General features: G+C 71.7%; 17 protein-coding genes. 12 read left to right on the top strand and 5 right to left on the bottom strand.

Annotated features, from left to right (window positions below; translation table 11 throughout):
- Positions 1-144 precede the first annotated feature (144 nt).
- Together acs and ACFW6B_RS05855 are read right to left on the bottom strand one after the other, a co-directional pair.
- Positions 145-2,145, bottom strand: a complete 2,001-nt coding sequence (acs, locus tag ACFW6B_RS05860; RefSeq protein ID WP_386592409.1) for an acetate--CoA ligase — start codon at positions 2,143-2,145, stop codon at positions 145-147.
- A gap of 394 nt (positions 2,146-2,539) precedes the next feature.
- The gene (locus ACFW6B_RS05855) at positions 2,540-4,927 is read right to left on the bottom strand and encodes a SulP family inorganic anion transporter (RefSeq protein WP_386592407.1); all 2,388 of its coding nucleotides are present in this window, start codon (positions 4,925-4,927) and stop codon (positions 2,540-2,542) included.
- 330 nt (positions 4,928-5,257) lie between these two features.
- Here ACFW6B_RS05855 and ACFW6B_RS05850 point away from each other — a divergent pair, with 330 nt between their 5' ends.
- Positions 5,258-6,529 carry a hypothetical protein gene (locus tag ACFW6B_RS05850; protein ID WP_386592405.1) on the top strand — a complete coding sequence of 424 codons (1,272 nt, stop codon included), beginning with the start codon at positions 5,258-5,260 and terminating at the stop codon, positions 6,527-6,529.
- 159 nt (positions 6,530-6,688) lie between these two features.
- Here ACFW6B_RS05850 and ACFW6B_RS05845 read toward each other — a convergent pair whose 3' ends face one another.
- A complete protein-coding gene (locus ACFW6B_RS05845) occupies positions 6,689-7,669 on the bottom strand; it encodes an ATP-binding protein (protein WP_386592403.1) in 981 nt (326 codons plus the stop codon).
- A 101-nt stretch (positions 7,670-7,770) separates the two neighbouring features.
- Here ACFW6B_RS05845 and ACFW6B_RS05840 point away from each other — a divergent pair, with 101 nt between their 5' ends.
- A complete protein-coding gene (locus ACFW6B_RS05840) occupies positions 7,771-8,595 on the top strand; it encodes an oxidoreductase (RefSeq protein ID WP_386592401.1) in 825 nt (274 codons plus the stop codon).
- A gap of 368 nt (positions 8,596-8,963) precedes the next feature.
- Here the strand turns inward: ACFW6B_RS05840 and ACFW6B_RS05835 are convergent, their stop codons facing one another.
- Positions 8,964-9,797, bottom strand: a complete 834-nt coding sequence (locus ACFW6B_RS05835; RefSeq protein ID WP_386592399.1) for an HAD family hydrolase — start codon at positions 9,795-9,797, stop codon at positions 8,964-8,966.
- Positions 9,798-10,367: 570 nt separating this feature from the next.
- Between ACFW6B_RS05835 and ssd the strand changes: the two genes are divergently transcribed.
- From ssd to ACFW6B_RS05800, 7 genes are all read left to right on the top strand, one after another.
- Positions 10,368-11,462, top strand: coding sequence for a septum site-determining protein Ssd (gene ssd, locus ACFW6B_RS05830; RefSeq protein ID WP_386592397.1), 1,095 nt, complete (start codon positions 10,368-10,370; stop codon positions 11,460-11,462).
- A complete protein-coding gene (locus ACFW6B_RS05825; protein ID WP_386592395.1) occupies positions 11,459-12,796 on the top strand; it encodes a TadA family conjugal transfer-associated ATPase in 1,338 nt (445 codons plus the stop codon). The genes ssd and ACFW6B_RS05825 overlap by 4 nt, the downstream gene beginning before the upstream one ends.
- Position 12,797: 1 nt before the next feature.
- On the top strand, positions 12,798-13,655 hold the full coding sequence (locus ACFW6B_RS05820; protein WP_386592393.1) for a type II secretion system F family protein: 858 nt from the start codon (positions 12,798-12,800) through the stop codon (positions 13,653-13,655).
- Positions 13,652-14,434, top strand: a complete 783-nt coding sequence (locus tag ACFW6B_RS05815; RefSeq protein WP_386592391.1) for a type II secretion system F family protein — start codon at positions 13,652-13,654, stop codon at positions 14,432-14,434. The genes ACFW6B_RS05820 and ACFW6B_RS05815 overlap by 4 nt, the downstream gene beginning before the upstream one ends.
- A 196-nt stretch (positions 14,435-14,630) precedes the next feature.
- Entirely contained in the window at positions 14,631-14,798 is a 168-nt protein-coding gene (locus ACFW6B_RS05810; protein ID WP_386592708.1) for a DUF4244 domain-containing protein, read from the top strand.
- Positions 14,785-15,207 (top strand): TadE family type IV pilus minor pilin, encoded by a 423-nt coding sequence (locus ACFW6B_RS05805; protein WP_386592388.1) that lies wholly within the window; start codon positions 14,785-14,787, stop codon positions 15,205-15,207. The genes ACFW6B_RS05810 and ACFW6B_RS05805 overlap by 14 nt, the downstream gene beginning before the upstream one ends.
- Entirely contained in the window at positions 15,204-15,725 is a 522-nt protein-coding gene (locus ACFW6B_RS05800) for an Rv3654c family TadE-like protein (RefSeq protein WP_386592386.1), read from the top strand. Before ACFW6B_RS05805 ends, ACFW6B_RS05800 begins: the two co-directional genes overlap by 4 nt.
- Before the next feature lie 13 nt (positions 15,726-15,738).
- Here ACFW6B_RS05800 and ACFW6B_RS05795 read toward each other — a convergent pair whose 3' ends face one another.
- A complete protein-coding gene (locus ACFW6B_RS05795; protein WP_386592385.1) occupies positions 15,739-18,219 on the bottom strand; it encodes a DEAD/DEAH box helicase in 2,481 nt (826 codons plus the stop codon).
- An 80-nt stretch (positions 18,220-18,299) separates the two neighbouring features.
- Here ACFW6B_RS05795 and bldG point away from each other — a divergent pair, with 80 nt between their 5' ends.
- The 3 genes from bldG to ACFW6B_RS05780 all read left to right on the top strand — a co-directional run bounded on the left by bldG (position 18,300) and on the right by ACFW6B_RS05780 (position 21,930).
- The gene (gene bldG, locus ACFW6B_RS05790) at positions 18,300-18,653 is read left to right on the top strand and encodes an anti-sigma factor antagonist BldG (RefSeq protein ID WP_037625427.1); all 354 of its coding nucleotides are present in this window, start codon (positions 18,300-18,302) and stop codon (positions 18,651-18,653) included.
- Positions 18,654-18,753: 100 nt separating this feature from the next.
- Complete coding sequence (locus tag ACFW6B_RS05785; protein WP_386592382.1) at positions 18,754-19,191, top strand: ATP-binding protein; 438 nt, start codon at positions 18,754-18,756, stop codon at positions 19,189-19,191.
- A gap of 330 nt (positions 19,192-19,521) precedes the next feature.
- Positions 19,522-21,930 (top strand): sodium-translocating pyrophosphatase, encoded by a 2,409-nt coding sequence (locus ACFW6B_RS05780; protein ID WP_386592379.1) that lies wholly within the window; start codon positions 19,522-19,524, stop codon positions 21,928-21,930.
- Positions 21,931-22,086: the final 156 nt, after the last annotated feature.

The following is a 22,086-nucleotide window of genomic DNA, read 5'->3' as shown; positions in this document are numbered from 1 at the left end:
GGGGGGGGGGGGGGGGCCCGGCGGGCGGGGGGGGGCCCCCGCCGGGGGGGGGGGGGGGGGGCCCCCCCCGGGGGGGGGGGGGGGGCGCCCGCGCCCCCCCCCCCCCCCCACCCCTCAGGGGCGGTCCGGCGAGGTGGCCCCGCCTCAGTCCTCGCTGGGCGCGGCCGGCAGCTTCGCCTGGATCAGGTCCATCACCGAGGAGTCGGTGAGCGTCGTGACGTCACCGAGCTCGCGGTTCTCGGCCACGTCGCGCAGCAGCCGACGCATGATCTTTCCGGACCGGGTCTTCGGCAGCTCGGCCACCGGCAGGACCCGCTTCGGCTTGGCGATCGGGCCGAGCGTGCTGCCCACGTGGTTGCGCAGTTCCGCGACCAGCCCGTCGTCCTCGGCGGAAGCCGTCCCGCGCAGGATGACGAAGGCGACGATCGCCTGCCCGGTGGTGTCGTCCGCCGCGCCGACGACCGCCGCCTCGGCGACCGCCGGGTGGGAGACGAGGGCCGACTCGACCTCGGTGGTCGAGATGTTGTGCCCGGACACGAGCATCACGTCGTCGACGCGCCCGAGCAGCCAGACGTCGCCGTCGTCGTCCTTCTTGGCACCGTCCCCGGCGAAGTACTTGCCCTCGAAGCGCGACCAGTACGTGTCGAGGAACCGCTGGTCGTCACCCCAGATCGTGCGCAGCATGGACGGCCACGGCTCGGTGAGCACGAGGTAGCCGCCACCGCCGTCGGGCACCTCGTTCGCCTCGTCGTCGACCACCGTGGCGGAGATGCCGGGCAGCGCCCGCTGGGCCGAGCCCGGCTTCGTCTCGGTGACCCCGGGCAGCGGCGAGATCATCATCGCGCCGGTCTCGGTCTGCCACCAGGTGTCGACGATCGGCGTGCGGTCCCCGCCGATGTGCTTGCGGTACCAGATCCACGCCTCGGGGTTGATCGGCTCGCCGACCGACCCGAGCACCCGCAGCGAGGACAGGTCGAACTTCGCGGGGATGTCGTCGCCCCACTTCATGAACGTACGGATGGCCGTGGGCGCCGTGTACAGGATCGTCACCCCGTACTTCTGCACGATCTCCCAGAAGCGGCCCTGGTGCGGGGTGTCCGGCGTCCCCTCGTACATCACCTGCGTCGCGCCGTTCGAGAGCGGTCCGTACGTGATGTACGAGTGCCCGGTGACCCAGCCGATGTCGGCGGTGCACCAGTAGACGTCGGTCTCCGGCTTGAGGTCGAAGACGGCGTGGTGGGTGTACGAGGCCTGTGTGAGGTAGCCGCCGGAGGTGTGCAGGATGCCCTTGGGCTTCCCGGTGGTCCCGGAGGTGTAGAGGATGAACAGCGGGTGCTCGGCGTCGAACGCCTCCGGCGTGTGCTCGGCCGGCTGCCGTCCGACGATGTCGTGCCACCACACATCGCGGCCCTCGGTCCAGGCGACGTCCTCGCCGGTGCGGCGCACCACCAGCACCTTGTCGACCCCGTCGACCCGGCTCACCGCGTCGTCGACGGCGGGCTTGAGCGCGGACGGCTTCCCGCGCCGGTAACCGCCGTCGGCGGTGATGACCAGCTTGGCGTCGGCGTCCTGGATGCGGGTGGCGATCGCGTCGGCGGAGAAACCGCCGAAGACCACCGAGTGCGCGGCGCCGATGCGGGCGCAGGCCAGCATCGCGACGACGGCCTCGGGGATCATCGGCAGGTACACGGCGACGCGGTCGTCCTTGCCGATGCCCAGCTCGGTGAGGGCGTTCGCGGCCTTCGACACCTCGTCCTTGAGCTCGGCGTAGGTGATGGCCCGGCTGTCGCCCGGCTCGCCCTCGAAGTGGATGGCGACACGGTCGCCGTTGCCGGCCTCGACGTGCCGGTCCACGCAGTTGTACGCGACGTTCAGCTTTCCGTCGGCGAACCACTTCGCGAACGGGGGGTTGGACCAGTCCAGTGTCTCGGTCGGCTCGGTGGCCCAGGTCAGCCGACGGGCCTGCTCGGCCCAGAAGCCGAGCCTGTCAGCCTTGGCCTGCTCATACGCCTCCGCGGTGACATTGGCGTTCGCCGCCAGGTCGGCGGGCGGCGCGAACCTGCGCTCTTCTTTCAGCAGGTTGGCCAGGCTTTCGTTGCTCACGACATCTCCCTTTCCCAGGGTGTCCGTTGTGTCCCAGGCCACAGCTCATCAGACCGGGGGCCCGGTGACAAGGGCCGACCCGAAATTGGTTTAGACCTATCTGTGTGGCCGGTCCGGCCGTTCGCCCGCCTCCTCGGCCCGCGCGCCCGGTCCGCGCCCCGCGGCACGGCCCGCCGCCCTTCACGAGACCGCGTGAGTCCGTCCTCTTCTTGTGGCACGTACGCGCCGGCCACCGGGTTCACGTCGGGCGGCACGTCGTCCGCGCCGCGGGGAGGGGAACGAGGAGAGGGCGGGCGGCCCGGGCGGGCCGGTCCGTGCCGCGGGGTCCCGGCCGGGCACACGGGCGCCCCGGCCGACGAGCGGGCCCGGAAAGCCGGCGGCCGAGGCCCTGAGTGGTGCGCGGCCCCGCCGACCAGGACCGCGCACCACCGCCCGGTCACGCCGGACGGCGCAGTTCCTTCGCCGCGTCCGCGTGATCGAACGCGCTCACGTGATCGAACAGTTCGCCCCCGTCGGCCTCGGTCAGCAGATACACCTGAGCCTCCCCGACGTGGAAGTACATCCCTTGCAGTTCGAGGGTGCCCTTGCGAAGGGACCGCGCCACGGACTCGTGGGCCCGTAGATGCTCCAGCTGCTGCATGACGTTCGTCAGACAGAGCTGCTCCGCCGCGTCGGCGGGAGCCCGTCCGGCGATCCGCGCGCGCGGCTTGTCCTCGGCGGCCATCCGGTCCAGGCTCGGCTGCCCGTGCCGCAGCCACCGCTTGAGCGGTGTGAGCGCCCCTCCCGGCTCCGAGGCCAGCAGAGCCTGCATGGCCCCGCACCCGGAGTGCCCGCACACGGTGATGGACCGCACCTTCAGTACGTCCACCGCGTACTCGATGGCCGCAGCCACCGAGTCGTCCCCGCTCTCCTTCCCGGGCAACGGCACGAGGTTGCCGACGTTGCGTACGACGAAGAGGTCGCCCGGACCACTGGACGTGATCATCGAGGTGACGAGCCGGGAGTCGGCGCAGGTCAGGAACAGCTGGGACGGCCGCTGCCCTTCCCGGGCCAGCCGGGCCAGCTCGTCGCGCACCAGGGGTGCGGTGTTGCGCTGGAACGCGCTGATTCCGCGCGCGAGTTGATGACCGCTGGGTGTCGCCTCGCCCATCTCCTCCTCCTGTCCGTCCGAGGGCGCCTCCGAGGGCGGGAGCCCCGGTTCGGCGGCAGTGGCGCACTGGTGGTTCCGCCAGGGTGTCCAGGGCCGGCAGCGGCAGTGCCCGGAGGTCGAGGGCTCGGCGATCCGTGTTCCGGTCCGGCCGCCGAAATCGACCGTGCCCCCCTGGGCGACGTGGGTGCTCTGCCAGTCCTGCAGCGACTCGTACGCCGCGTGGTCCATGAACGAGCCGTCCAGTTGCACGACCACGTCCGCCCCTCGCGGCACGAGGTGCAGGGTCCGGCTGAGCCGGGGCACCGCGAGGAACGTCAACTGGCCCCGTACGTGTACGTGATGGACTCCTTCCCTCTCCTCGTGGGTGATGCGGGTGCGCCCGAGACGGTGCAGGGCGACACCGACGGCCACGGAGATCCCCAGAGCCACGCCCTCGAGGACTCCGAGGAACACGACGCCGAGTGTGGTGACGACATACACCAGCACCTCGCGGTGCCGGGTGACCGTGCGGATGTGGAGCAGGGACACCATCTGGATGCCGATGGCCATCACCAGGGCGGCGAGCGACGCGAGGGGGATCAGCTCCAGGACGGGGACCATCAGCAGCGCGGCGACCACTACGAAAACGCCGTGGAGGATCGTGGAGTTCCTGCTGACGGCGCCCGCTTGCACATTCGCGGAGCTTCGCACCGCGACCCCTGCGACGGGCAGGCCGCCGAGCGCGCCGGAGACCATGTTGGCGGCACCCTGCCCGAGCAGCTCCCGGTCGAGACGGGAACGGCCCACGCGGCCCTGGAGTTCCGGGCGGCCGCTCACCAGCTTGTCCACGGCGACGGCCCCGAGCAGCGACTGCACGCTGCACACCAGTGTCACGGTGAGGACGGCGGCGACGACCCCGAGCACCGGTCCCTCGGGGAGCCCGGCCAGCGCGTGGCTGCTCCACGACGGCAGGTCGACCCTGGGCAGGGTCAGTCCGGTGACGGAGGCGGTCAGGGTGGCTCCGGCGACGGAGACCAGCGCGGCGGGCACCTTGCGCAGCACCTGCCCGGTCCGCCCGGGAAGACGCGGCCAGGCGAGCAGCAGCACCAGGGTGAGCACGCTCATCGACACGGCCGCGGAGTGCATGCGGGCCACCTGCTCCGGCAGGCCGACGAGATTGTCGAGGACCGAGCTCTGCGGGACGCCTCCCAGCACGATGTGCAGCTGGGCCACGGCGATGGTCACGCCGATGCCGGCGAGCATGCCGTGCACGATGGCGGGGCTGACGGCCAGGGCCGTGCGGGCCACGCGCAGGCAGCCGAGGCCCAGCTGGGCGGCTCCCGCCATCACGGTGATGGCGCAGGTCGCGCGCCAGCCGTAGTGCTGGATGAGCTCGGCCGTGACGAGGGTGAGGCCGGCGGCGGGGCCGCTCACCTGGAGCGGTGAGCCGCCGAGCCGACCCGCGACCATTCCTCCGACGGCGGCGGCGACGAGGCCGGCCTGGAGCGGAGCGCCGGTGGCGAGGGCGATTCCGAGGGACAGGGGGAGGGCGATCAGGAAGACCGAGATCGAGGCGGAGAGGTCGGCACCCGCGACACGGAAGCGTCGGGGCGGTGGTGGTGGGGGGCTGTGGGGCTGGTGGATCTGTGCGGGCCGAGTCGGGTCGGCGGCGCGGGTGGGGACGCAGGCAGACATGGTTCCCGTCTCCTCCGGGGCGGCGCGGTCGCGGAACAGGTGGTCCCCCGCCGTCGGTGGCGGGGGGCGGGTCGCGGCCGTGGGTCACGGCGTGCAGCGGCGGGATTCTTCAACGCTCGGTAAATGGATCGTAATGCAGAGTAAAGGGCAGGTGTCGAAAATAGGAGCAAATGGGGCGTTAATTCACTCCCTGGAGTGAATTGGGTTTTTGATCGGCTTGTCGTATTTATTCCTTCTCGGTCCCGTGCCACCTTGACGGCGCCGCCAAGGTGCACAGCCGCGCCGGAGCCCCCGCCGACGCTGTCCGACCGAGGAGAAGGAGGGCGGAGCATGGCCGCCACCCAGAGGATCGCCGCGGGTGTGGCCGTCGCCGCGGCCTGTGCCACGGCGCTCGCCGGCTGCGCGGGCGGCGGTGCGCCCTCCCGTGAACGCGTGCCGGGCGCGAAGAAGGCGGCGGGGGCCCAGGCGCCCGGGGCCGCGGTCCGCCTGATCGGCGACGGCTCCACGTCGTACACCGGGCCGCAGCCGCGTCTGCCGCGGCCCGAGCGGCTGAAGCCGGGGCAGCGGCCTCCGCAGTTCGTGGTCTTCTCCTGGGACGGCGCCGGCGAGGACGGCCAGAAGCTGTTCTCCCACTTCCGCAAGCTCTCCCGGGCCAACCGGGCGACGATGACGTACTTCCTGAGCGGCGTGTACATGCTGCCGGAGGCCAAGCGGGACCTGTACCGGCCGCCGCAGCACTCGCCCGGCAGCTCGGCGATCGGCTTCAACGACGGGCAGGGCATCGCGGACACCGTGGAGCAGCTGCGCGGCGCGTGGCTGGAGGGTGACGAGATCGGCACGCACTTCAACGGCCACTTCTGCGGCGCGGAGGCCGGGGTCGGCCAGTGGTCGGTCGCGGACTGGAAGAGCGAGATCGCCCAGGCGAAGTCGTTCGTGAAGTCCTGGAGGACCAACGCGGGCCTGAAGGACGCGGCACCGCTGCCCTTCGACTACGACAAGGAGCTGATCGGCGCCCGCACCCCCTGTCTGGAGGGCCGCGAGAACTTCATGAAGGCGGCCCGCGAACTGGGCTTCCGCTACGACACCAGCGGCGTCGGCGACCAGGTCTGGCCGAGGAGGAAGGAGGGGCTGTGGGACCTGTCGATGCAGCTCGTGCCCTTCCCCGGACACTCCTACGAGCAGCTCACGATGGACTACAACTTCATGGTCAACCAGTCGGGCACCCGGACCCAGGGAGACCCGGCCAAGCACGAGCTCTGGGGCCGGCAGATGCGCGACGGGTTGCTGCAGGGCTTCGAACGCGCCTACGGGGGCAACCGCGCACCGCTGATCATCGGCAACCACTTCGAGTCCTGGAACGGCGGCACCTACATGCGCGCCGTCGACGCGGTCGTCGAGCGCGTCTGCACCAAGGCCGAGGTGCGCTGTGTCTCCTTCCGGCAGCTGGCCGACTGGCTCGACGCGCAGGACCCGGCCACCCTCGACAAGCTCCGCGGCCTCCGTGTCGGAGAGGCGCCTGAGCAGGGATGGGCGTCCTTCCTCGCCGGCCGCCCGGCCCCGGCGCCGAAGGGCGTCCCCGGGGCGCCGGCGCTCAAGCCGTAGCGGCGCCCGGACCCTCGCACGGGTCGGATCGGGCCACTCCGGGGCCTTCGCGCAGGTCAGGCCGTGGCGACGCTCCGGGCCTTCGTGCCGGGCGGACCGTGGTGACGCTCCGGGCCGTCCGCCGCTCGGCCCGGAGCGGTGCTGCCGGCCGTCCGCCGGCTACGCGGTGGCCAGAGGGCTTTCCCCGAGCACGAAACCGGGGTCGACCTGTCCGCTGAGGTCCGCCCCGGTCCTGGCGTTGCCCCAGCCGGCGGCGTTCTTCAGGTGGAACTGCACCATCTGGCGCGTGTACCGCTCCCAGTCGCGCAGCTCGTACGTGGCGTCGGCGGCCGTCCGCAAGGCGTGCAGCGAGCGCCGGTTGGCCTCCTCCAGGGCCTCGAACCGGGGCGGGCGGCCCTTCTCCATGGCGCGCACCCAGTCCGAGTGCCCGACCGCGACCAGCAGGTCGTCCCCCGCCTCCGCTCGCAGGAAGTCGATGTCGTCCTGGTTCTGCACCTTGTTGCCGACGACCTTCAGGGTGATGCCGAAGTCGCGGGCGTACTCCTTGTACTGGCGGTAGACGGACACTCCCTTCCGGGTCGGCTCGGCGACGAGGAACGTGATGTCGAAGCGGGTGAACAAGCCGGACGCGAAGGAGTCGGAGCCCGCCGTCATGTCGACCACCACGTACTCGCCGGGGCCGTCGACGAGGTGGTTCAGGCAGAGCTCCACGGCACCGGTCTTGGAGTGGTAGCAAGCCACTCCCACATCGGCCTCGGTGAACGGGCCGGTGACCATCAAACGGACGACGCCGCCGTCGAGTTCCACCGGCCGGGCGCAGGCGTCGTACACCGGATTGGTCTCACCGATCCGCAGCAGCCGGGAACCCTCGCCGGGCGGGGTCGTCTTGATCATCGTCTCGGAGGACGCGATGCGCGGGTTGGTGCCGCGCAGGTAGTCCTTGATGAGCGGCAGCCGCTCGCCCATGGCGGGGAGCGCCGCGGCCTCCGTCTCTTCGAGCCCGAGCGCGGCCCCCAGGTGCTGGTTGATGTCGGCGTCCACGGCGACGACAGGTGCCCCCGCGGCGGCGAGGTGGCGGATGAAGAGCGACGACAGGGTGGTCTTGCCGCTGCCACCCTTCCCGACGAAAGCAATTTTCATGTTCACCAAGCGTAGTGCGACGGTCGCTATCGGTGCTCGCCCCGCGTGAAGAAGACCACTCCTTCGTGGGGCGCGGGGCCGGGGTGCGTAATGTCGTACTCATGAGTACGACAGGTGCGACCGCCGATCCGCTCGCGGCCCTCGGTTCACTTCCCGGGGTGGCCGATTCCGTGGAGTCCGTGCGCAAGGCCGTGGACCGGGTCTACGGACACCGGATCATGCGGCGCCGCAGCAACGAGATCACGTCCGAGGCGGCGCTGCGCGGGGCCCGTGGTTCCGCGGCGCTGTCCGGTGCCGACTGGGCCCTCGAAGAGGTGCGCCGGCGCACCGACTTCAGCGCGGGGGAGGAGGAGCGCACGGTCGGCGCCGCCCTGCGGCTGACCGCCGAGGCGGGCCAGCTCCTGTCCATCTGGCGGCAGTCGCCCCTGCGCGTACTGGCCCGGCTCCACCTGGTGGCGGCGGCCGACCGGGGTGAGGCGGTGGGCCGGCCGAGGCAGGCGGGGGAGAAGGCCGACGAGCCGCTGGTGGAGCTGCCGCTGCCGGACGCGGACGAGGTCGCGGGCCGTCTCGAAGGGCTGTCCCAACTGATCATCGCGGGCGGTTCGGCCCCGGCCCTGGTCACGGCGGCGGTCGTGCACGGCGAACTGATCGCGCTGCGCCCCTTCGCCTCGCACAACGGACTGGTCGCGCGCGCCGCCGAGCGCATCGTCCTGATCGGCAGCGGTCTCGACCCGAAGTCCATCTGCCCTGCGGAGGTCGGCCACGCGGAACTCGGCCGTGCGGCCTATCTCGCGGCGCTGGACGGTTACGTCTCCGGCACCCCGGACGGCATGGCCGCCTGGATCGCGCACTGCGGCCGGGCCGTCGAACTGGGCGCGAGGGAGTCGGCCGCGGTCTGCGAGGCGCTGCAGCGCGGCGCCGCGTGACGGGTGCCCGAACGTCCTGAAAAGGGTTGCGGCGGTACGAGAACTCGTACCGCCGCTGGCATGTTCACCGAGTTACCAAGCGTCCTCGATGTGTTGCCCATCAGGTCGGGATCTTCTGCCCGTCACCTGGTGCGGCTGGCCCGTAATCGACGGGTCGACGTCGCGTGGGTGCCCGATGTCCATGCTCGGTCCGTGGGGCCTTGTAGCGTTTGAAGGTGATCCTCTCGGATGTCCTTGGTCTCGCGGGCCGTTAAACCCTTTGTACTCCAGGTCCGGAGGAAGCGAAACCCCTTACCGCACTTCTTTACTTTTAGGTTCAAAACGGTGAGAAATGGACTTCGATGGAACTCCCGCGCGCGCAGGGGAGTTCATACGGCCGTCGATCGGCGGCGGCTGGCGTACCAGACGAGTCCCGCCGTGGCCGCCGCGGCTCCTATCGCGGCCGCCGCGACGAGGGCCGGGCGGGGAGGCACGGACAGGCCGGGCAGCCGCTGCTTCAGCCGGACCGGGCGGTGGAAGTCCAGGATCGGCCACTCGCGGGCGACCGCCTCGCGGCGCAGCGCGCGGTCCGGGTTCACCGCGTGCGGGTGTCCGACGGACTCCAGCATCGGCAGGTCGGTCGCCGAGTCGCTGTAGGCGTAACAGCGGGGCAGGTCGTAGCCCTCGGACGCGGCCAGCTCCTTGATCGCCTCGGCCTTCGTCGGTCCGTAGGCGTAGTACTCCACCTCCCCGGTGAAGCAGCCGTCCTCGCCGACGACCATGCGGGTCGCCACGACGCGGTCGGCGCCGAGCAGCTCGCCGATCGGCTCCACGACCTCGGCGCCGGACGTGGACACGATCACGACGTCGCGGCCGGCCTTGTGGTGCTGCTCGATGAGCGACGCGGCCTCGTCGTAGATGATCGGGTCGATGAGGTCGTGCAGGGTCTCGGCGACGATCTCCTTGACCTGCTGGACGTTCCAGCCGCGGCACATGGAGGACAGGTACTTGCGCATGCGCTCCATCTGGTCGTGGTCGGCGCCGCCCGCCAGGAACACGAACTGGATGTATGCGGTGCGCAAGGCCGCCCTGCGGTTGATCAGTCCGCCTTGGTAGAACGACTTGCTGAAGGTGAGCGTGCTCGACTTCGCAATGACCGTCTTGTCCAGGTCGAAGAAGGCTGCTGTACGAGGCAAGGAGTGGTTTTCCACGAGGTCGAGCATAGGGCCCACCATTCGGCGTAAGGTGAGGCGTGTGGGTTTGCCTGAGAGGGCTCTCGGGTACACCATGGAAGTCACGGATCGTTCGCGACCGTGCTAACCCGGTCCGACTCCTCCCCCCCCGAGTCGGCCGTGGGGACGACCCCCGCTCTCCCCCCCGGCGGGGGTCGTCGCATGTCCGGATGGGTTTTCTCCGTTTCTGCGCGGTCCCGGAGTGTTCCCGGCACCGTTGATTCCGCGCCCTCCGTGCGCCCATGATCCGTCACTGTGCGTAGTCGTCGGGATGCTCTGCGGAAGCCGTTGAGCGTTCACCGGTAGGCGTGAAGGCGATATTCACAGCCGCCGGGTTGTCCACAGTTTTCGACCAAGATCCACACGATTTCCGGGATCGCCCCACCGTGATTCTCACGCGCTCGGTTCGCGGCCAGTTCATGGCCGTTCCGTTTGCCGGACGCGTTTGGCCGGTTCGTATCGGCCGTTCATATGGAGGCCGCTTGACGGTTCTTCACACGAGCGGGAATCACGGGGTCCTGGAGGGCCCCGCGCAAGAAGCAGCTAAGGGGGCTGGAGATCGTGGCGGGAGCCATCACCCATGACCGGCCGCCCGCCGCCGAGGGGCGGCAGGGCGGGCCATTGATCGTCACCGAGGACGTCGACCTCCTCGACGACCTGCTGCGCCTGTGCGCCGCGGCGGGCGCGCGGCCCGAGGTCCATCACGGGATTCCGGAACGCAGGGGCAGCTGGGAGGCGGCACCCCTCGTCCTGGTCGGTGACGACGCGGCACCGCGGGTGCGGTGCGCCGCGCGGAGAAGGGGAGTGGTCCTGGTCGGCCGGGACCAGGACGATTCCGGAGTCTGGCGGCGTGCCGTCGAGATCGGCGCCGATCACGTCCTCGTGCTGCCGGACGGCGAGCAGTGGCTCGTCGACCGCATCGCGGACGTGGCCGAAGGAGTCGGCAGGCCCGCTCTCACCGTCGGCGTGGTCGGCGGCCGCGGCGGGGCCGGCGCCTCCACGCTGGCGTGCGCGCTCGCCGTCACCTCCGCGCGTGAGGGGAAGCGCACCCTGCTCGTGGACGCGGACCCTCTCGGAGGCGGACTCGACGTACTCCTGGGTGGAGAGACGGCCGAGGGGCTGCGCTGGCCGGCGTTCGCGGCCTCCCGGGGCAGGGTCGGCGGCGGCGCCCTGGAGGAGTCCCTGCCCAGGCTGCACGCCCTGCGGGTTCTGAGCTGGGACCGGAGCGACGCGGTCACCGTTCCCCCGCAAGCGGTGCGCGCGGTGCTGGCCGCCGCCAGACGGCGCGGGGGCGTGGTGGTCGTCGACCTGCCCCGCCGTGTCGACGAAGGCGTCGCGGAGATCCTCGCCCAGCTCGACATGGGGCTGCTGGTGGTCCCCGCCGACCTGCGCTCCGTCGCGGCGGCCGGGCGGGTGGCGTCCGCGGTCGGCATGGTCCTGCGCGATCTGCGGACCGTGGTCCGCGGACCGTGCGCGCCGGGCCTCGACGACCGTGAGGTCGCCCGTCTGCTCGACCTGCCCCTGGTGGGCGAACTGCCGGCGGAGTCCTTCCCGCTCGACGGCGGCCCGCCGCCGGGAAGCGCCGCGAAGGGGCCGCTGGCCCGGTTCTGCACGGCCTTCTGGGAGCGGGTTCCGGTCGAAGGAGGGGGCGTATGAACCCGGACGGAGGCGCAGGCCTCCTGGACGGCGTACGCCAATGGCTGGCCGAGAACGGATCCGAACCGACCCCCGCGCGCGTGGCACAGGCGCTGCGCGAGCAGGGGAGGGTGCTCGGGGACGCCGAGGTCCTCGGCGCGGCCGAGCGGCTGCGCTCCGAGCTCGTCGGCAGCGGCCCGCTGGAACCGCTGCTCGCCGATCCGTCGGTGACCGACGTGCTCGTCTCGGCGCCCGACCGGGTCTGGGTGGACCGTGGCGGCGGGCTGGAGCTGACCTCCGTGTCCTTCCCGGACGCGGCGGCCGTACGACGTCTCGCGCAGCGCCTCGCGGCGGTGGCCGGCAGACGGCTCGACGACGCCCGCCCCTGGGTGGACGCCAGGCTCCCGGACGGGACCCGGCTGCACGCGGTGCTGCCACCGGTCGCCGTCGGCTCCACCTGCCTCTCCCTGCGTGTCGTACGGCCACGCGCGTTCACCCTCGACGAGCTGGTGGCGGCGGGAACGGTGCCGCCCGGCGGGGACCGGGTGCTCAGAGCGCTGCTGGACGCCCGGCTGTCCTTCCTCATCAGCGGAGGCACCGGTTCGGGCAAGACGACCCTGCTGAGTGCGCTGCTGGGACTGGTGGGTCCGGGCGAGCGGATCGTGCTCGCCGAGGACTCGGCCGAGCTGCGGCCCGACCATCCGCACGTGGTGCGCCTGGAAGGACGGCCCGCCAACCAGGAAGGCGTCGGCCTCGTCTCGCTCCAGGACCTCGTCCGGCAGGCACTGCGGATGAGACCGGACCGGCTGGTGGTCGGCGAGGTGCGCGGTCCCGAGGTCGTCTCGCTGCTGGCCGCCCTGAACACAGGACACGAAGGCGGCTCGGGAACGCTTCACGCCAACGCGGCGGCGCAGGTCCCGGCCCGGCTGGAGGCCCTGGGCACGGCGGCCGGGCTCGACAGGGCCGCGCTGCACAGTCAGCTGGCGGCGGCGCTCTCCGTGGTCCTGCATCTCGTACGGGACCGGACCGGGCGGCGCCGGATCGCCGAGGTGCACGTGCTGGAGCGCGACCCGTCGGGGCTGGTGGTGACGGTGCCCGCGCTGAGGTGGGGCGAGGACGCCTTCGCGTACGAGCGGGGGTGGGAGCGGCTGCGGGAGCTCCTTCGGGAGGGGAGCCAGGGACACCGAAGCCCGGGGCGTCGAAGCCCGGGGTCTCGCGAGCCGCTCGGTCCCGGGAGAGGGGAGGCCCCTTCGGACGGGGGAAGCGGAAGGAGCCCTTCGGGGGCGGTGGGCGCCCAGGTCCTGACAGGGGCCGGACACCGGGGTGAGAACGGGGGAGCGGATGAGGATCGGTGAGATGGCGGACGCACCCGGGGGAGCGGCCGCGGCGTGTGCCGGGATCGCGGCCTGGCTGATCGGCGGGCACGGCGCGGGCGCGCGCAGGGCGAGGGCCCTGCTCGCCGGCAGCGGGGCGGCGACCGGGCCGCCGCTGTGGGAGCGGGCTCGTGCCGACTGGCGACGGCTGCGCGGACGGCTGCGGCCCGAAGCCTGGTCGCTGGTGGCGGGGACGGTGATCGCGCTCCTGGGCACCTCGGCCGTGCCTCTTCTCCTCGGGGCCGTCGGCATGCCCCTGCTGCGCCGGGTGCGGAGAGCGGGGGAGGCGCGGCGCGAGCGGGAACGGCGTGGCGACGCGGTGATCGCCCTGTGCGGGGCACTCGCCGGTGAGGTGCGCGCCGGACGCCAGCCCGGTGAGGCGCTGCTCGCGGCCGCACGCGACTCGGACGGACTCGCCGACGCACAGCCGTTGGTGCTGGCCGCGGCGAGATTCGGCGGTGATGTGCCGGACGCGCTCACCGAGGCGGCGCGTCAGCCCGGAGCCGACGGGCTGGTGGGGCTCGCCGCGTGCTGGCGCGTGGCCGTGGACCGGGGTGCGGGGCTCGCGGCGGGACTGGACCGGCTGGAGGCCGCGCTGCGGGCCGAGCGGGACCAAAGATCCGACATGCGTGCCCAGTTGGCCGGATCCCGCTCGACGGCCTCCATGCTCGCGGGCCTGCCGGTCCTCGGTCTCCTGCTCGGTACCGCGCTCGGCGCCGATCCCCTGCACGTGCTGCTGCACACCGGTCCCGGGCTGGGCTGCCTGCTGGTCGGCGGTGTGCTGGAAGGCGTGGGGCTGTGGTGGGCGCTGCGGATCGTACGAGGGGCGGAGACGGCGTGAGCGCGGAAACCGTCCACAGGCTGGGGGTACTTGTGTGCGGGGTGCTCCTGCTCGGTTCGCCTGCCCGCTGGCTGGTGACCGTGCGGCGGGCGAGGAGAGTGCGCGGACGGCTGGCCGCGTTGCTGCTTCCGCGGCCCGCGCTGTCGCCGCGGCGCCATGAGGTGCGGGAACACGGCCGACGCTGGCTGCCCCCGCTGGGTGTCATGTGCGCCGGCTGGGTCCTGGTCGGCGGTCTCGCCGGAGTTCTGGTCGGGCTGGTGGCCGGGTTCGGGATCCGGTGGTGGCTGCGGCGGCGGAGTCCCGCAGCCCCGGAGGAGTACGACGTGTCGTCCGCCGCGCGCCAACTGCCCCTCGCGGCCGACCTGGTGGCCGCCTGCATCGCGGCGGGGGCGAGTCCGGTCGCGGCCGCCCAGGCCGTCGGCGAGGCGCTGGGCGGGCCGGTGGGCGAGCGGCTTGCCAGGGGCGCTGCGGAGGTGCGGCTCGGCGGTGAACCGGTCGACGCGTGGCGGAGGTTGGCGTCGCTGCCGGGAGCTCGGGGGCTGGCGCGGCTGCTGGAGCGGGCGGGCGAGTCGGGCGTGCCCGCGGCCGTGCCGGTCGGCCGGCTCGCGGCGGAGGCCCGCGCCGAGTGGGCGCGCACCGCGACGGCGCGGGCACGCCGGGCGGCCGTCATGGTCACCGCCCCGGTGGGGCTGTGCTTCCTGCCCGCCTTTCTCGCGATCGGGGTGCTGCCCGTGGTGATCGGGCTGGCGGACGGACTGCTGCGAGGGGGTGGTGGGTGACGGGCGGCGGCAGGGGTGAGCGGTGAACGGCAACCGGACGAAGTGACCGGCAGGGATGAATCTCAAGGAGGTTGAAATGAGCAGGATGGCGTGGGTTTTCGGACTGGAGCGTGGACGGGAGCAGGGAGAAGGGCAGGAGCAGCAGCAGAGGCGGGGGCAGGGGCCGGAGGGTGCGCGGCCGTGGGCTCGGAGGCTCGTGTCCGTCGCCGGGCGGAAGGACGCGGGGATGGTCACGTCCGAGTACGCGGTGGGCGTCATCGCGGCGGTGGCCTTCGCGGCCGCGCTCTACAAGGTGGTGACGAGCGGGCAGGTCGGTGAGGAACTGCAGGGCATCGTGGGGCGGGCGCTCAATGTCCAGATGTGAAGGCCGCCTGGCGCGAGCCCGGTTGAGGGCCTGCCTGGTCCTGCGCCGGGACGGTGGATTCGTCACCGCGGAGGCCGCCGTGGTCCTGCCCTCTCTGGTGCTCGTCGGCATGGCGCTCGTCTGGGCCCTGCTCGCCGCGTCCGCGCAGATCCGGTGCGTGGACGCGGCGAGGGCGGGCGCCCGTGCGGCGGCGCGCCAGGACCCGGCGGAATCGGTCCTGGCGACGGCCCGTCGCGCGGCCCCGCCCGGGGCGAAGGTCACGGTGGGCCGGGAAGGCGACCTGGTCCGGGTCACCGTCGGCGCGAGGACCCCCGGTCCCGCCGCTCTGTCCCTGGAACTGAAGGACGAGGCGGTGGCGCTGGCGGAGGAGACGGTGGGGGATACGGCTGTGGGGGTGGACGGGAAATGAGGGGCGGTAGCCGTCGGCGGTGGGCGCGGTCATCCGTGGGAAGGGGCCGTCGTGTCCGGTGGTGGGGGTCCTGCGACAGGGGTTCGGCGACGGTGTGGACGGTGGGCGCGATCGCTGTGCTGTGTGCCGTCTTCGGAGCGGTGCTGTCGATGGGACAGGCCGTCGTGGTGCGGCACCGGGCCGCAGGGGCCGCGGACCTGGCGGCCCTCGCCGCGGCGGACCACTGGAGTGACGGTGGCACGGCGGCCTGCGCCCGGGCGGACCGCGTGGCCCGGGCCCAGGGCGCGCGGCTCGTGCGGTGCGAGGTCGAGGGACAGATCTCGGACGTGACGGCGTCGTCCGGAACCGGACCGATCACCGCCGAGGTCAGATCCAGGGCGGGGCCGGTGGAGTCCATGGGTTCCACCACGCCCCCGGGATCCCGGCCGGCACCGTCACGCACCCGCGATTCACCCGTTCGGCCCATGGGCCCCCGACTTTCATCCGGCCGACCGCCGGTCTCACCCATTCGGCCCTGACCCGCCGCCCGGACTACTCCCGGACCGGCGCCTTCGGACCCGGCTCCTCCGGTGCCGCCCGGAGGAGTTCCGTGAGCAGGCGTACGGCGCCCCGCTTGTGGAGGGGATCGTTGCCGTTCCCGCATTTGGGGGACTGGATGCAGGAGGGGCAGCCCGCGTCGCACTCGCAGGAGGCGATGGCCTGGCGGGTGGCCGTGAGCCAGGAGCGGGCGGTGTGGAAGGCGCGCTCGGCGAATCCGGCGCCACCCGGGTGGCCGTCGTACACGAAGACGGTGGGCAGGAGCGTGTCCGGGTGGAGCGGGACGGAGACGCCGCCGATGTCCCAGCGGTCGCAGGTGGCGAACAGCGGCAGCATGCCGATCGAGGCGTGCTCGGCGGCGTGCAGGGCGCCGCCGAGGATCTCCGGGTTGATCCGGGCCGCGTCCAACTGGTCCTCGGTGACCGTCCACCAGACGGCACGGGTACGGAGCGTACGGGGAGGGAGGTCGAGTTTCGTCTCGCCGAGCACCTCGCCGGTGATGACACGGCGGCGCAGGAAGGAGACGACCTGGTTGGTGACTTCCACGGAGCCGTAGCACAACCGGCCGTCGCCCCAAGGGACTTCGATGTCCGTGTCGAGGACGGCGATGGTGGTGGTGTCGCGGGCGACCGTCGAGTACGGCGGGCTGGCCTCCTCGACCAGGGCTACGGAGTCCTCCAGGTCCAGCTTGCGCACCAGGTACGTACGGCCCTGGTGCAGATGGACCGCGCCCTCGTGGACCGACGAGTGGGCGGCGCCCTCGTCGACCGTGCCGAGCAGCCGGCCGGTCCCGGTCTCGACGACCTGCACCGGGCTGCCGCCGCCCCCGCGGATGTCGGTCAGGTCGACGGCCCGCTCCCGGCGCGTCCAGTGCCAGGCCGTGGTCCGTCGGCGCAGCAGCTTCGCGGCCTCCAGCTGCGGCAGCAGGCCGGCCGCGGCGGGCCCGAAGAGCTCCAGGTCCTCTTCCGTGAGAGGGATCTCGGAGGCGGCGGCGCACAGGTGGGGGGCCAGGACGTACGGGTTGTCCGGGTCGAGGACCGTGGATTCCACCGGTTGGTCGAACAGGGCCTCGGGGTGATGGACGAGGAAGGTGTCCAGCGGGTCGTCGCGGGCGACCAGGATCGCCAGCGCGCCTTCCCCGGAGCGGCCCGCGCGGCCGGCCTGCTGCCAGAGGGAGGCGCGGGTGCCCGGATAGCCGGAGATGACGACGGCGTCGAGGCCGGAGACGTCGACGCCGAGTTCGAGGGCGGTGGTCGCGGCGAGGCCGAGGAGTTCTCCGGAGTGCAGCGCGGCCTCCAGGGCGCGGCGTTCCTCGGGGAGGTATCCGCCCCGGTAGGCGGCGACGCGGCGGGTCAGCGAGCGGTCGATCTCGGCGAGGCGTTCCTGGGCGATGAGCGCGATCAGCTCGGCGCCACGCCGGGACCGTACGAACGAGATCGAGCGCATGCCCTGGACGGTGAGGTCGGTCAGGAGATCGGCCGTCTCGGCGGTGGCGGTGCGCCGGACGGGTGCGCCCTTCTCGCCGTGCATCTCGGTGAGCGGCGGCTCCCACAGGGCGAACACGAGTTCCCCTCGCGGGGAGGCGTCGTCGGCGACCTCGACGACGGGCAGGCCGGTCAGGCGGTGCGCCGCGACGGAGGGTTCGGCGGCGGTCGCGGAGGCCAGCAGGAAGACGGGAGAGGCGCCGTAGCGGGCGCACAGGCGGCGCAGACGGCGCAGTACCTGGGCGACGTGGGAGCCGAAGACGCCGCGGTAGGTGTGGCACTCGTCGATGACGACGTAGCGCAGGGCGCGCAGGAAGGAGGACCAGCGGGGGTGGGAGGGCAGTATCCCGCGGTGCAGCATGTCGGGGTTGGTCAGGACGTAGTTGGCGTACTGGCGTACCCATTCGCGTTCCTCGAAAGGCGTGTCGCCGTCGTACACGGCCGGGCGTACGGCATTGCCCAGCGGTCGTGAAAGTTCCTTCACCGAGCGGCGCTGGTCGGCTGCCAGGGCCTTGGTGGGCGCGAGGTAGAGGGCGGTGGCCCCTCGGCCGTTGGGGGCCTCGGAGCCCTCCAGGAGGGCGGTCAGGACCGGGGCGAGGTAGGCCAGGGACTTGCCGGAGGCCGTGCCGGTGGCGACGATCACCGACTCGCCGTCCAGGGCGTGCTCGGCGACGCGCGCCTGGTGGGCCCAGGGGTGCTCGACACCCGCGGCCTGCACCGCGGCGACGACCTCCGGACGGATCCGGTCGGGCCAGACGGCATGGCGACCCGCCCGCGGGGGCAAGTGCTCCGTATGAGTGATGCGCGAAGCCCGGCTCGGCCCCGAGGCGAGCCGGTCCAGAACGGTGCTCGGCGACGGGCGGGAAGCGGTGTCCGCCGTGGATCGATCGGATCGGTGATTCTTGGCCATCGGCATCGAGTGTGTCACTGGCGTGACGGACAATGGGCCCAAGGCGTCGTGCACGCCTGCCGGTAAGTGATTGAATGCCATCGCGGCTGGCGAACCGTCCCGGGGGCTCTGCCGAGGTGTCCCATGGGGCGACCGCTCGATAGCAAGGTGCTGGAGGATCCGTGGACCTGTCCCTGTCGACTCGCAATGTGTCCGGCCCTAACGGCGACCGCACGGTCGTCGAGGTCGGCGGCGAAATCGATGTATATACCGCGCCCAAGCTGCGAGAGCAGCTGGTCGAGCTGGTGAACGACGGTAGCTTCCACCTCGTCGTCGACATGGAGGGCGTGGACTTCCTCGACTCCACCGGGCTCGGCGTGCTGGTGGGCGGCCTCAAGCGCGTCCGGGCCCATGAGGGCTCGCTGCGCCTGGTCTGCAACCAGGAGCGCATTCTGAAGATCTTCCGTATTACCGGTCTCACCAAGGTGTTCCCGATCCACACCTCGGTGGACGAGGCGGTCAACGCGACCGACTGACGACCGGTCTCCCGGGTCGTGGGTCCGGGATCGCACACATCGGGGACCGGGCCCACGGCCCGGCCCCCGGACAGCACGCCCGTAGTTCAGAGGGGGATGTATGGCCACCGTTGAACTCCGCTTCAGCGCGCTGCCCGAGCACGTCAGGACCGCCCGACTGGTGGCGGCAGCGGTGGCGCGCAGGGCCGGGGTGGACGAGGCCGTCCTCGACGAGGTCAGGCTCGCCGTCGGTGAGGCCTGTACGCGTGCCGTCGGACTGCACCAGAGCGGCGGTATCGCGTCGCCGGTGCACGTGACCCTGATCGAGGAGGAGAAGCAGTTCTCCATCGAGGTCGGTGACGAGGCGCCGGGCTCGGTTCCCGGAGGGGCGGCGTCCGGCGCCGCCCCGGACGTCTCGGACACGGAGGCCGAGGAGGACGAGATGGGCCTAGCGGTCATCAGCGGCCTCGTCGACGACGTGGAAGTCATCGCCGGAGAGCACGGCGGACTGATCAGGATGAGCTGGCCCACCACGCCGCCGGCCGTGGCTCTTCCCTGACAGCCGTCCCTCTTTTTGTTTGTCCCGAAGGGCCCTACTCGGTGGGGCCCTTCGGCATGTCCGGGAAACCTCGCACGTCCATAGGGTGATCGTGTACTCCGGTGATCGCGCACGGCGTTTCGTGAATTGATTCACGACCGGCCGCGTGATAATTCGATCAAGCGACAATGCTTCTGGGGCATTACTGCATTTGAGTCCGTGGACGCCGGTCGATCATTTGCTGAAGGGCAAGTGAAGGCTAATTCCGCTTACCGCACACTGTTTTGATCAGGTTCCGGTACCTAGAATCCGTCCACATCTTGAGCTCAGCCCAAGCGTCAAGGAGGACGAATGGCGGGGCTTTCTACCCCTCATCAGTTTGACCACCCCACAACCTTCGCAGCCGCGGTTCTGACGGACGGCAACCGTCTCATCGTGACGGTCGTCGCGGTCGTCGCCGTGGCAGCGCTCGTGGTCGCCGGGATCCTGGTGCGTCAGGTCCTCGCGGCCGACGAGGGCACCGACAGCATGAAGAAGATCGCGACGGCGATCCAGGAAGGCGCGAACGCCTATCTGGGACGTCAGATGCGCACGCTCGGCGTATTCGCCGCCGTGGTGTTCTTCCTGCTCATGCTGCTTCCCGCGGACGACTGGAATCAGCGCGCCGGACGGTCGATCTTCTTCCTGATCGGCGCGGCGTTCTCGGCGACCACCGGCTATATCGGTATGTGGCTCGCCGTACGGAGCAATGTCCGCGTGGCCGCCGCGGCACGGGAAGCGACCCCGGCGGAGGGTGAGCCCGAAAAGGATCTCACCACCGTCTCGCACAAAGCCATGAAGATCGCTTTCCGTACCGGTGGCGTCGTCGGCATGTTCACGGTGGGGCTCGGTCTGCTGGGAGCCTCCTGCGTGGTGCTCGTGTACGCGGCCGACGCGCCGAAGGTCCTGGAGGGCTTCGGTCTCGGCGCGGCGCTGATCGCCATGTTCATGCGTGTCGGCGGCGGCATCTTCACCAAGGCCGCCGACGTCGGGGCCGACCTCGTCGGCAAGGTCGAGCAGGGCATTCCGGAGGACGACCCGCGCAATGCCGCGACGATCGCCGACAACGTGGGCGACAACGTGGGCGACTGCGCCGGTATGGCGGCCGACCTCTTCGAGTCGTACGCCGTCACGCTCGTCGCGGCGCTGATCCTCGGCAAGGTGGCGTTCGGCGACTCCGGGCTCGCGTTCCCGCTGATCGTGCCCGCGATCGGCGTGCTCACCGCGATGATCGGCATCTTCGCGGTGGCGCCCCGGCGCTCCGACCGCAGCGGCATGTCCGCGATCAACCGCGGCTTCTTCATCTCCGCGGTGGTCTCGCTCGTCCTGGTCGCCCTCGCCGTCTTCGTCTACCTTCCCGGGACCTACGCCGAACTGGACGGGGTCACGGACGCGGCGATCAAGGCCAAGGACGGTGATCCGCGGGTCCTCGCGCTCGTCGCGGTCGCGATCGGCATCGTGCTGGCCGCGCTCATCCAGCAGTTGACCGGCTACTTCACCGAGACCAGCCGCCGTCCCGTCCGGGACATCGGCAAGAGCTCCCTCACCGGCGCGGCCACCGTCGTCCTCGCCGGCATCTCCATCGGGCTCGAATCGGCCGTCTACACCGCCCTGTTGATCGGCCTCGGCGTGTACGGGGCCTTCCTGCTGGGCGGTACGTCGATCATGCTGGCGCTGTTCGCGGTGGCGCTCGCCGGAACGGGCCTGCTCACCACGGTCGGTGTCATCGTCGCGATGGACACCTTCGGTCCCGTCTCCGACAACGCCCAGGGCATCGCCGAGATGTCCGGCGACGTCGAGGGCGCGGGCGCGCAGGTGCTCACCGACCTGGACGCCGTCGGCAACACCACCAAGGCCATCACCAAGGGCATCGCCATCGCCACGGCCGTCCTCGCTGCCTCGGCCCTCTTCGGCTCGTACCGTGACGCGATCACCACGGCCGCGAGCGACGTGGGCGAGAAGGTCACGGGGGCGGGCGCGCCGATGAACCTGATGATGGACATCTCGCAGCCCAACAACCTGGTGGGTCTCATCGCGGGTGCCGCGGTCGTCTTCCTGTTCTCGGGGCTGGCGATCAACGCGGTTTCGCGGTCCGCCGGCTCCGTGGTCTACGAGGTGCGGCGGCAGTTCAGGGACCACCCCGGGATCATGGACTACTCGGAGAAACCCGAGTACGGGCGCGTCGTCGACATCTGCACCAAGGACGCGCTGCGCGAACTCGCCACGCCGGGCCTGCTCGCGGTGCTCACGCCGATCGCGATCGGGTTCACGCTCGGCGTCGGCGCGCTCGGTTCGTTCCTCGCGGGCGCGATCGGCACCGGCACGCTGATGGCGGTCTTCCTCGCCAACTCCGGTGGCGCGTGGGACAACGCGAAGAAGCTCGTCGAGGACGGCCACCACGGCGGCAAGGGCAGTGAGGCCCACGAGGCGACGGTGATCGGTGACACCGTCGGTGACCCGTTCAAGGACACGGCGGGCCCCGCGATCAACCCGCTGCTGAAGGTCATGAACCTGGTGTCGCTGCTGATCGCCCCGGCGATCGTCAAGTTCTCGTACGGCGACGACAAGAGCGTCGGCGTACGGGTGTTCATCGCCATCCTCGCGCTCGTCGTGATCGTGGGCGCCGTGTACGTCTCCAAGCGGCGCGGGGTCGCCGGGGGCGACGAGGAGGACAACGACGAGGGGATCGCCAAGTCGGCGGATCCGGCGGTGGTTTCGTAGCGGACGGGTTTTGCGCCCGTTCCGGTACGGATTTCCGTGCCTGACCGGGGAGTGTGCCAACGGGCGGGGGGGCCGGGCGGGGGGGGGTGGGGGGGGGGGCCGCCCCCCGCGATTTAAGCCCGCCGCCGGGTGGGATTAGAGGGTTGGTGATCAAGG

This window comes from Streptomyces sp. NPDC058751, from assembly GCF_042746485.1.
Taxonomy (GTDB): domain Bacteria; phylum Actinomycetota; class Actinomycetes; order Streptomycetales; family Streptomycetaceae; genus Streptomyces.
Note: the sequence above shows the minus strand (reverse complement) of the source record. Positions and strands in the feature narration are given on the sequence as shown.

What these genes read in the sequence shown, in the direction of transcription:
- ACFW6B_RS05855 (WP_386592407.1), bottom strand. Translation starts at nt 4,927, where the DNA reads ATGTCTGCCTGCGTCCCCACCCGCGCCGCCGACCCGACTCGGCCCGCA.
- ACFW6B_RS05850 (WP_386592405.1), top strand. Translation starts at nt 5,258, where the DNA reads ATGGCCGCCACCCAGAGGATCGCCGCGGGTGTGGCCGTCGCCGCGGCC.
- ACFW6B_RS05845 (WP_386592403.1), bottom strand. Translation starts at nt 7,669, where the DNA reads ATGAAAATTGCTTTCGTCGGGAAGGGTGGCAGCGGCAAGACCACCCTG.
- ACFW6B_RS05840 (WP_386592401.1), top strand. Translation starts at nt 7,771, where the DNA reads ATGAGTACGACAGGTGCGACCGCCGATCCGCTCGCGGCCCTCGGTTCA.
- ACFW6B_RS05835 (WP_386592399.1), bottom strand. Translation starts at nt 9,797, where the DNA reads ATGCTCGACCTCGTGGAAAACCACTCCTTGCCTCGTACAGCAGCCTTC.
- ACFW6B_RS05825 (WP_386592395.1), top strand. Translation starts at nt 11,459, where the DNA reads ATGAACCCGGACGGAGGCGCAGGCCTCCTGGACGGCGTACGCCAATGG.
- ACFW6B_RS05820 (WP_386592393.1), top strand. Translation starts at nt 12,798, where the DNA reads ATGGCGGACGCACCCGGGGGAGCGGCCGCGGCGTGTGCCGGGATCGCG.
- ACFW6B_RS05805 (WP_386592388.1), top strand. Translation starts at nt 14,785, where the DNA reads ATGTCCAGATGTGAAGGCCGCCTGGCGCGAGCCCGGTTGAGGGCCTGC.
- ACFW6B_RS05800 (WP_386592386.1), top strand. Translation starts at nt 15,204, where the DNA reads ATGAGGGGCGGTAGCCGTCGGCGGTGGGCGCGGTCATCCGTGGGAAGG.
- ACFW6B_RS05795 (WP_386592385.1), bottom strand. Translation starts at nt 18,219, where the DNA reads ATGGCATTCAATCACTTACCGGCAGGCGTGCACGACGCCTTGGGCCCA.
- ACFW6B_RS05785 (WP_386592382.1), top strand. Translation starts at nt 18,754, where the DNA reads ATGGCCACCGTTGAACTCCGCTTCAGCGCGCTGCCCGAGCACGTCAGG.
- ACFW6B_RS05780 (WP_386592379.1), top strand. Translation starts at nt 19,522, where the DNA reads ATGGCGGGGCTTTCTACCCCTCATCAGTTTGACCACCCCACAACCTTC.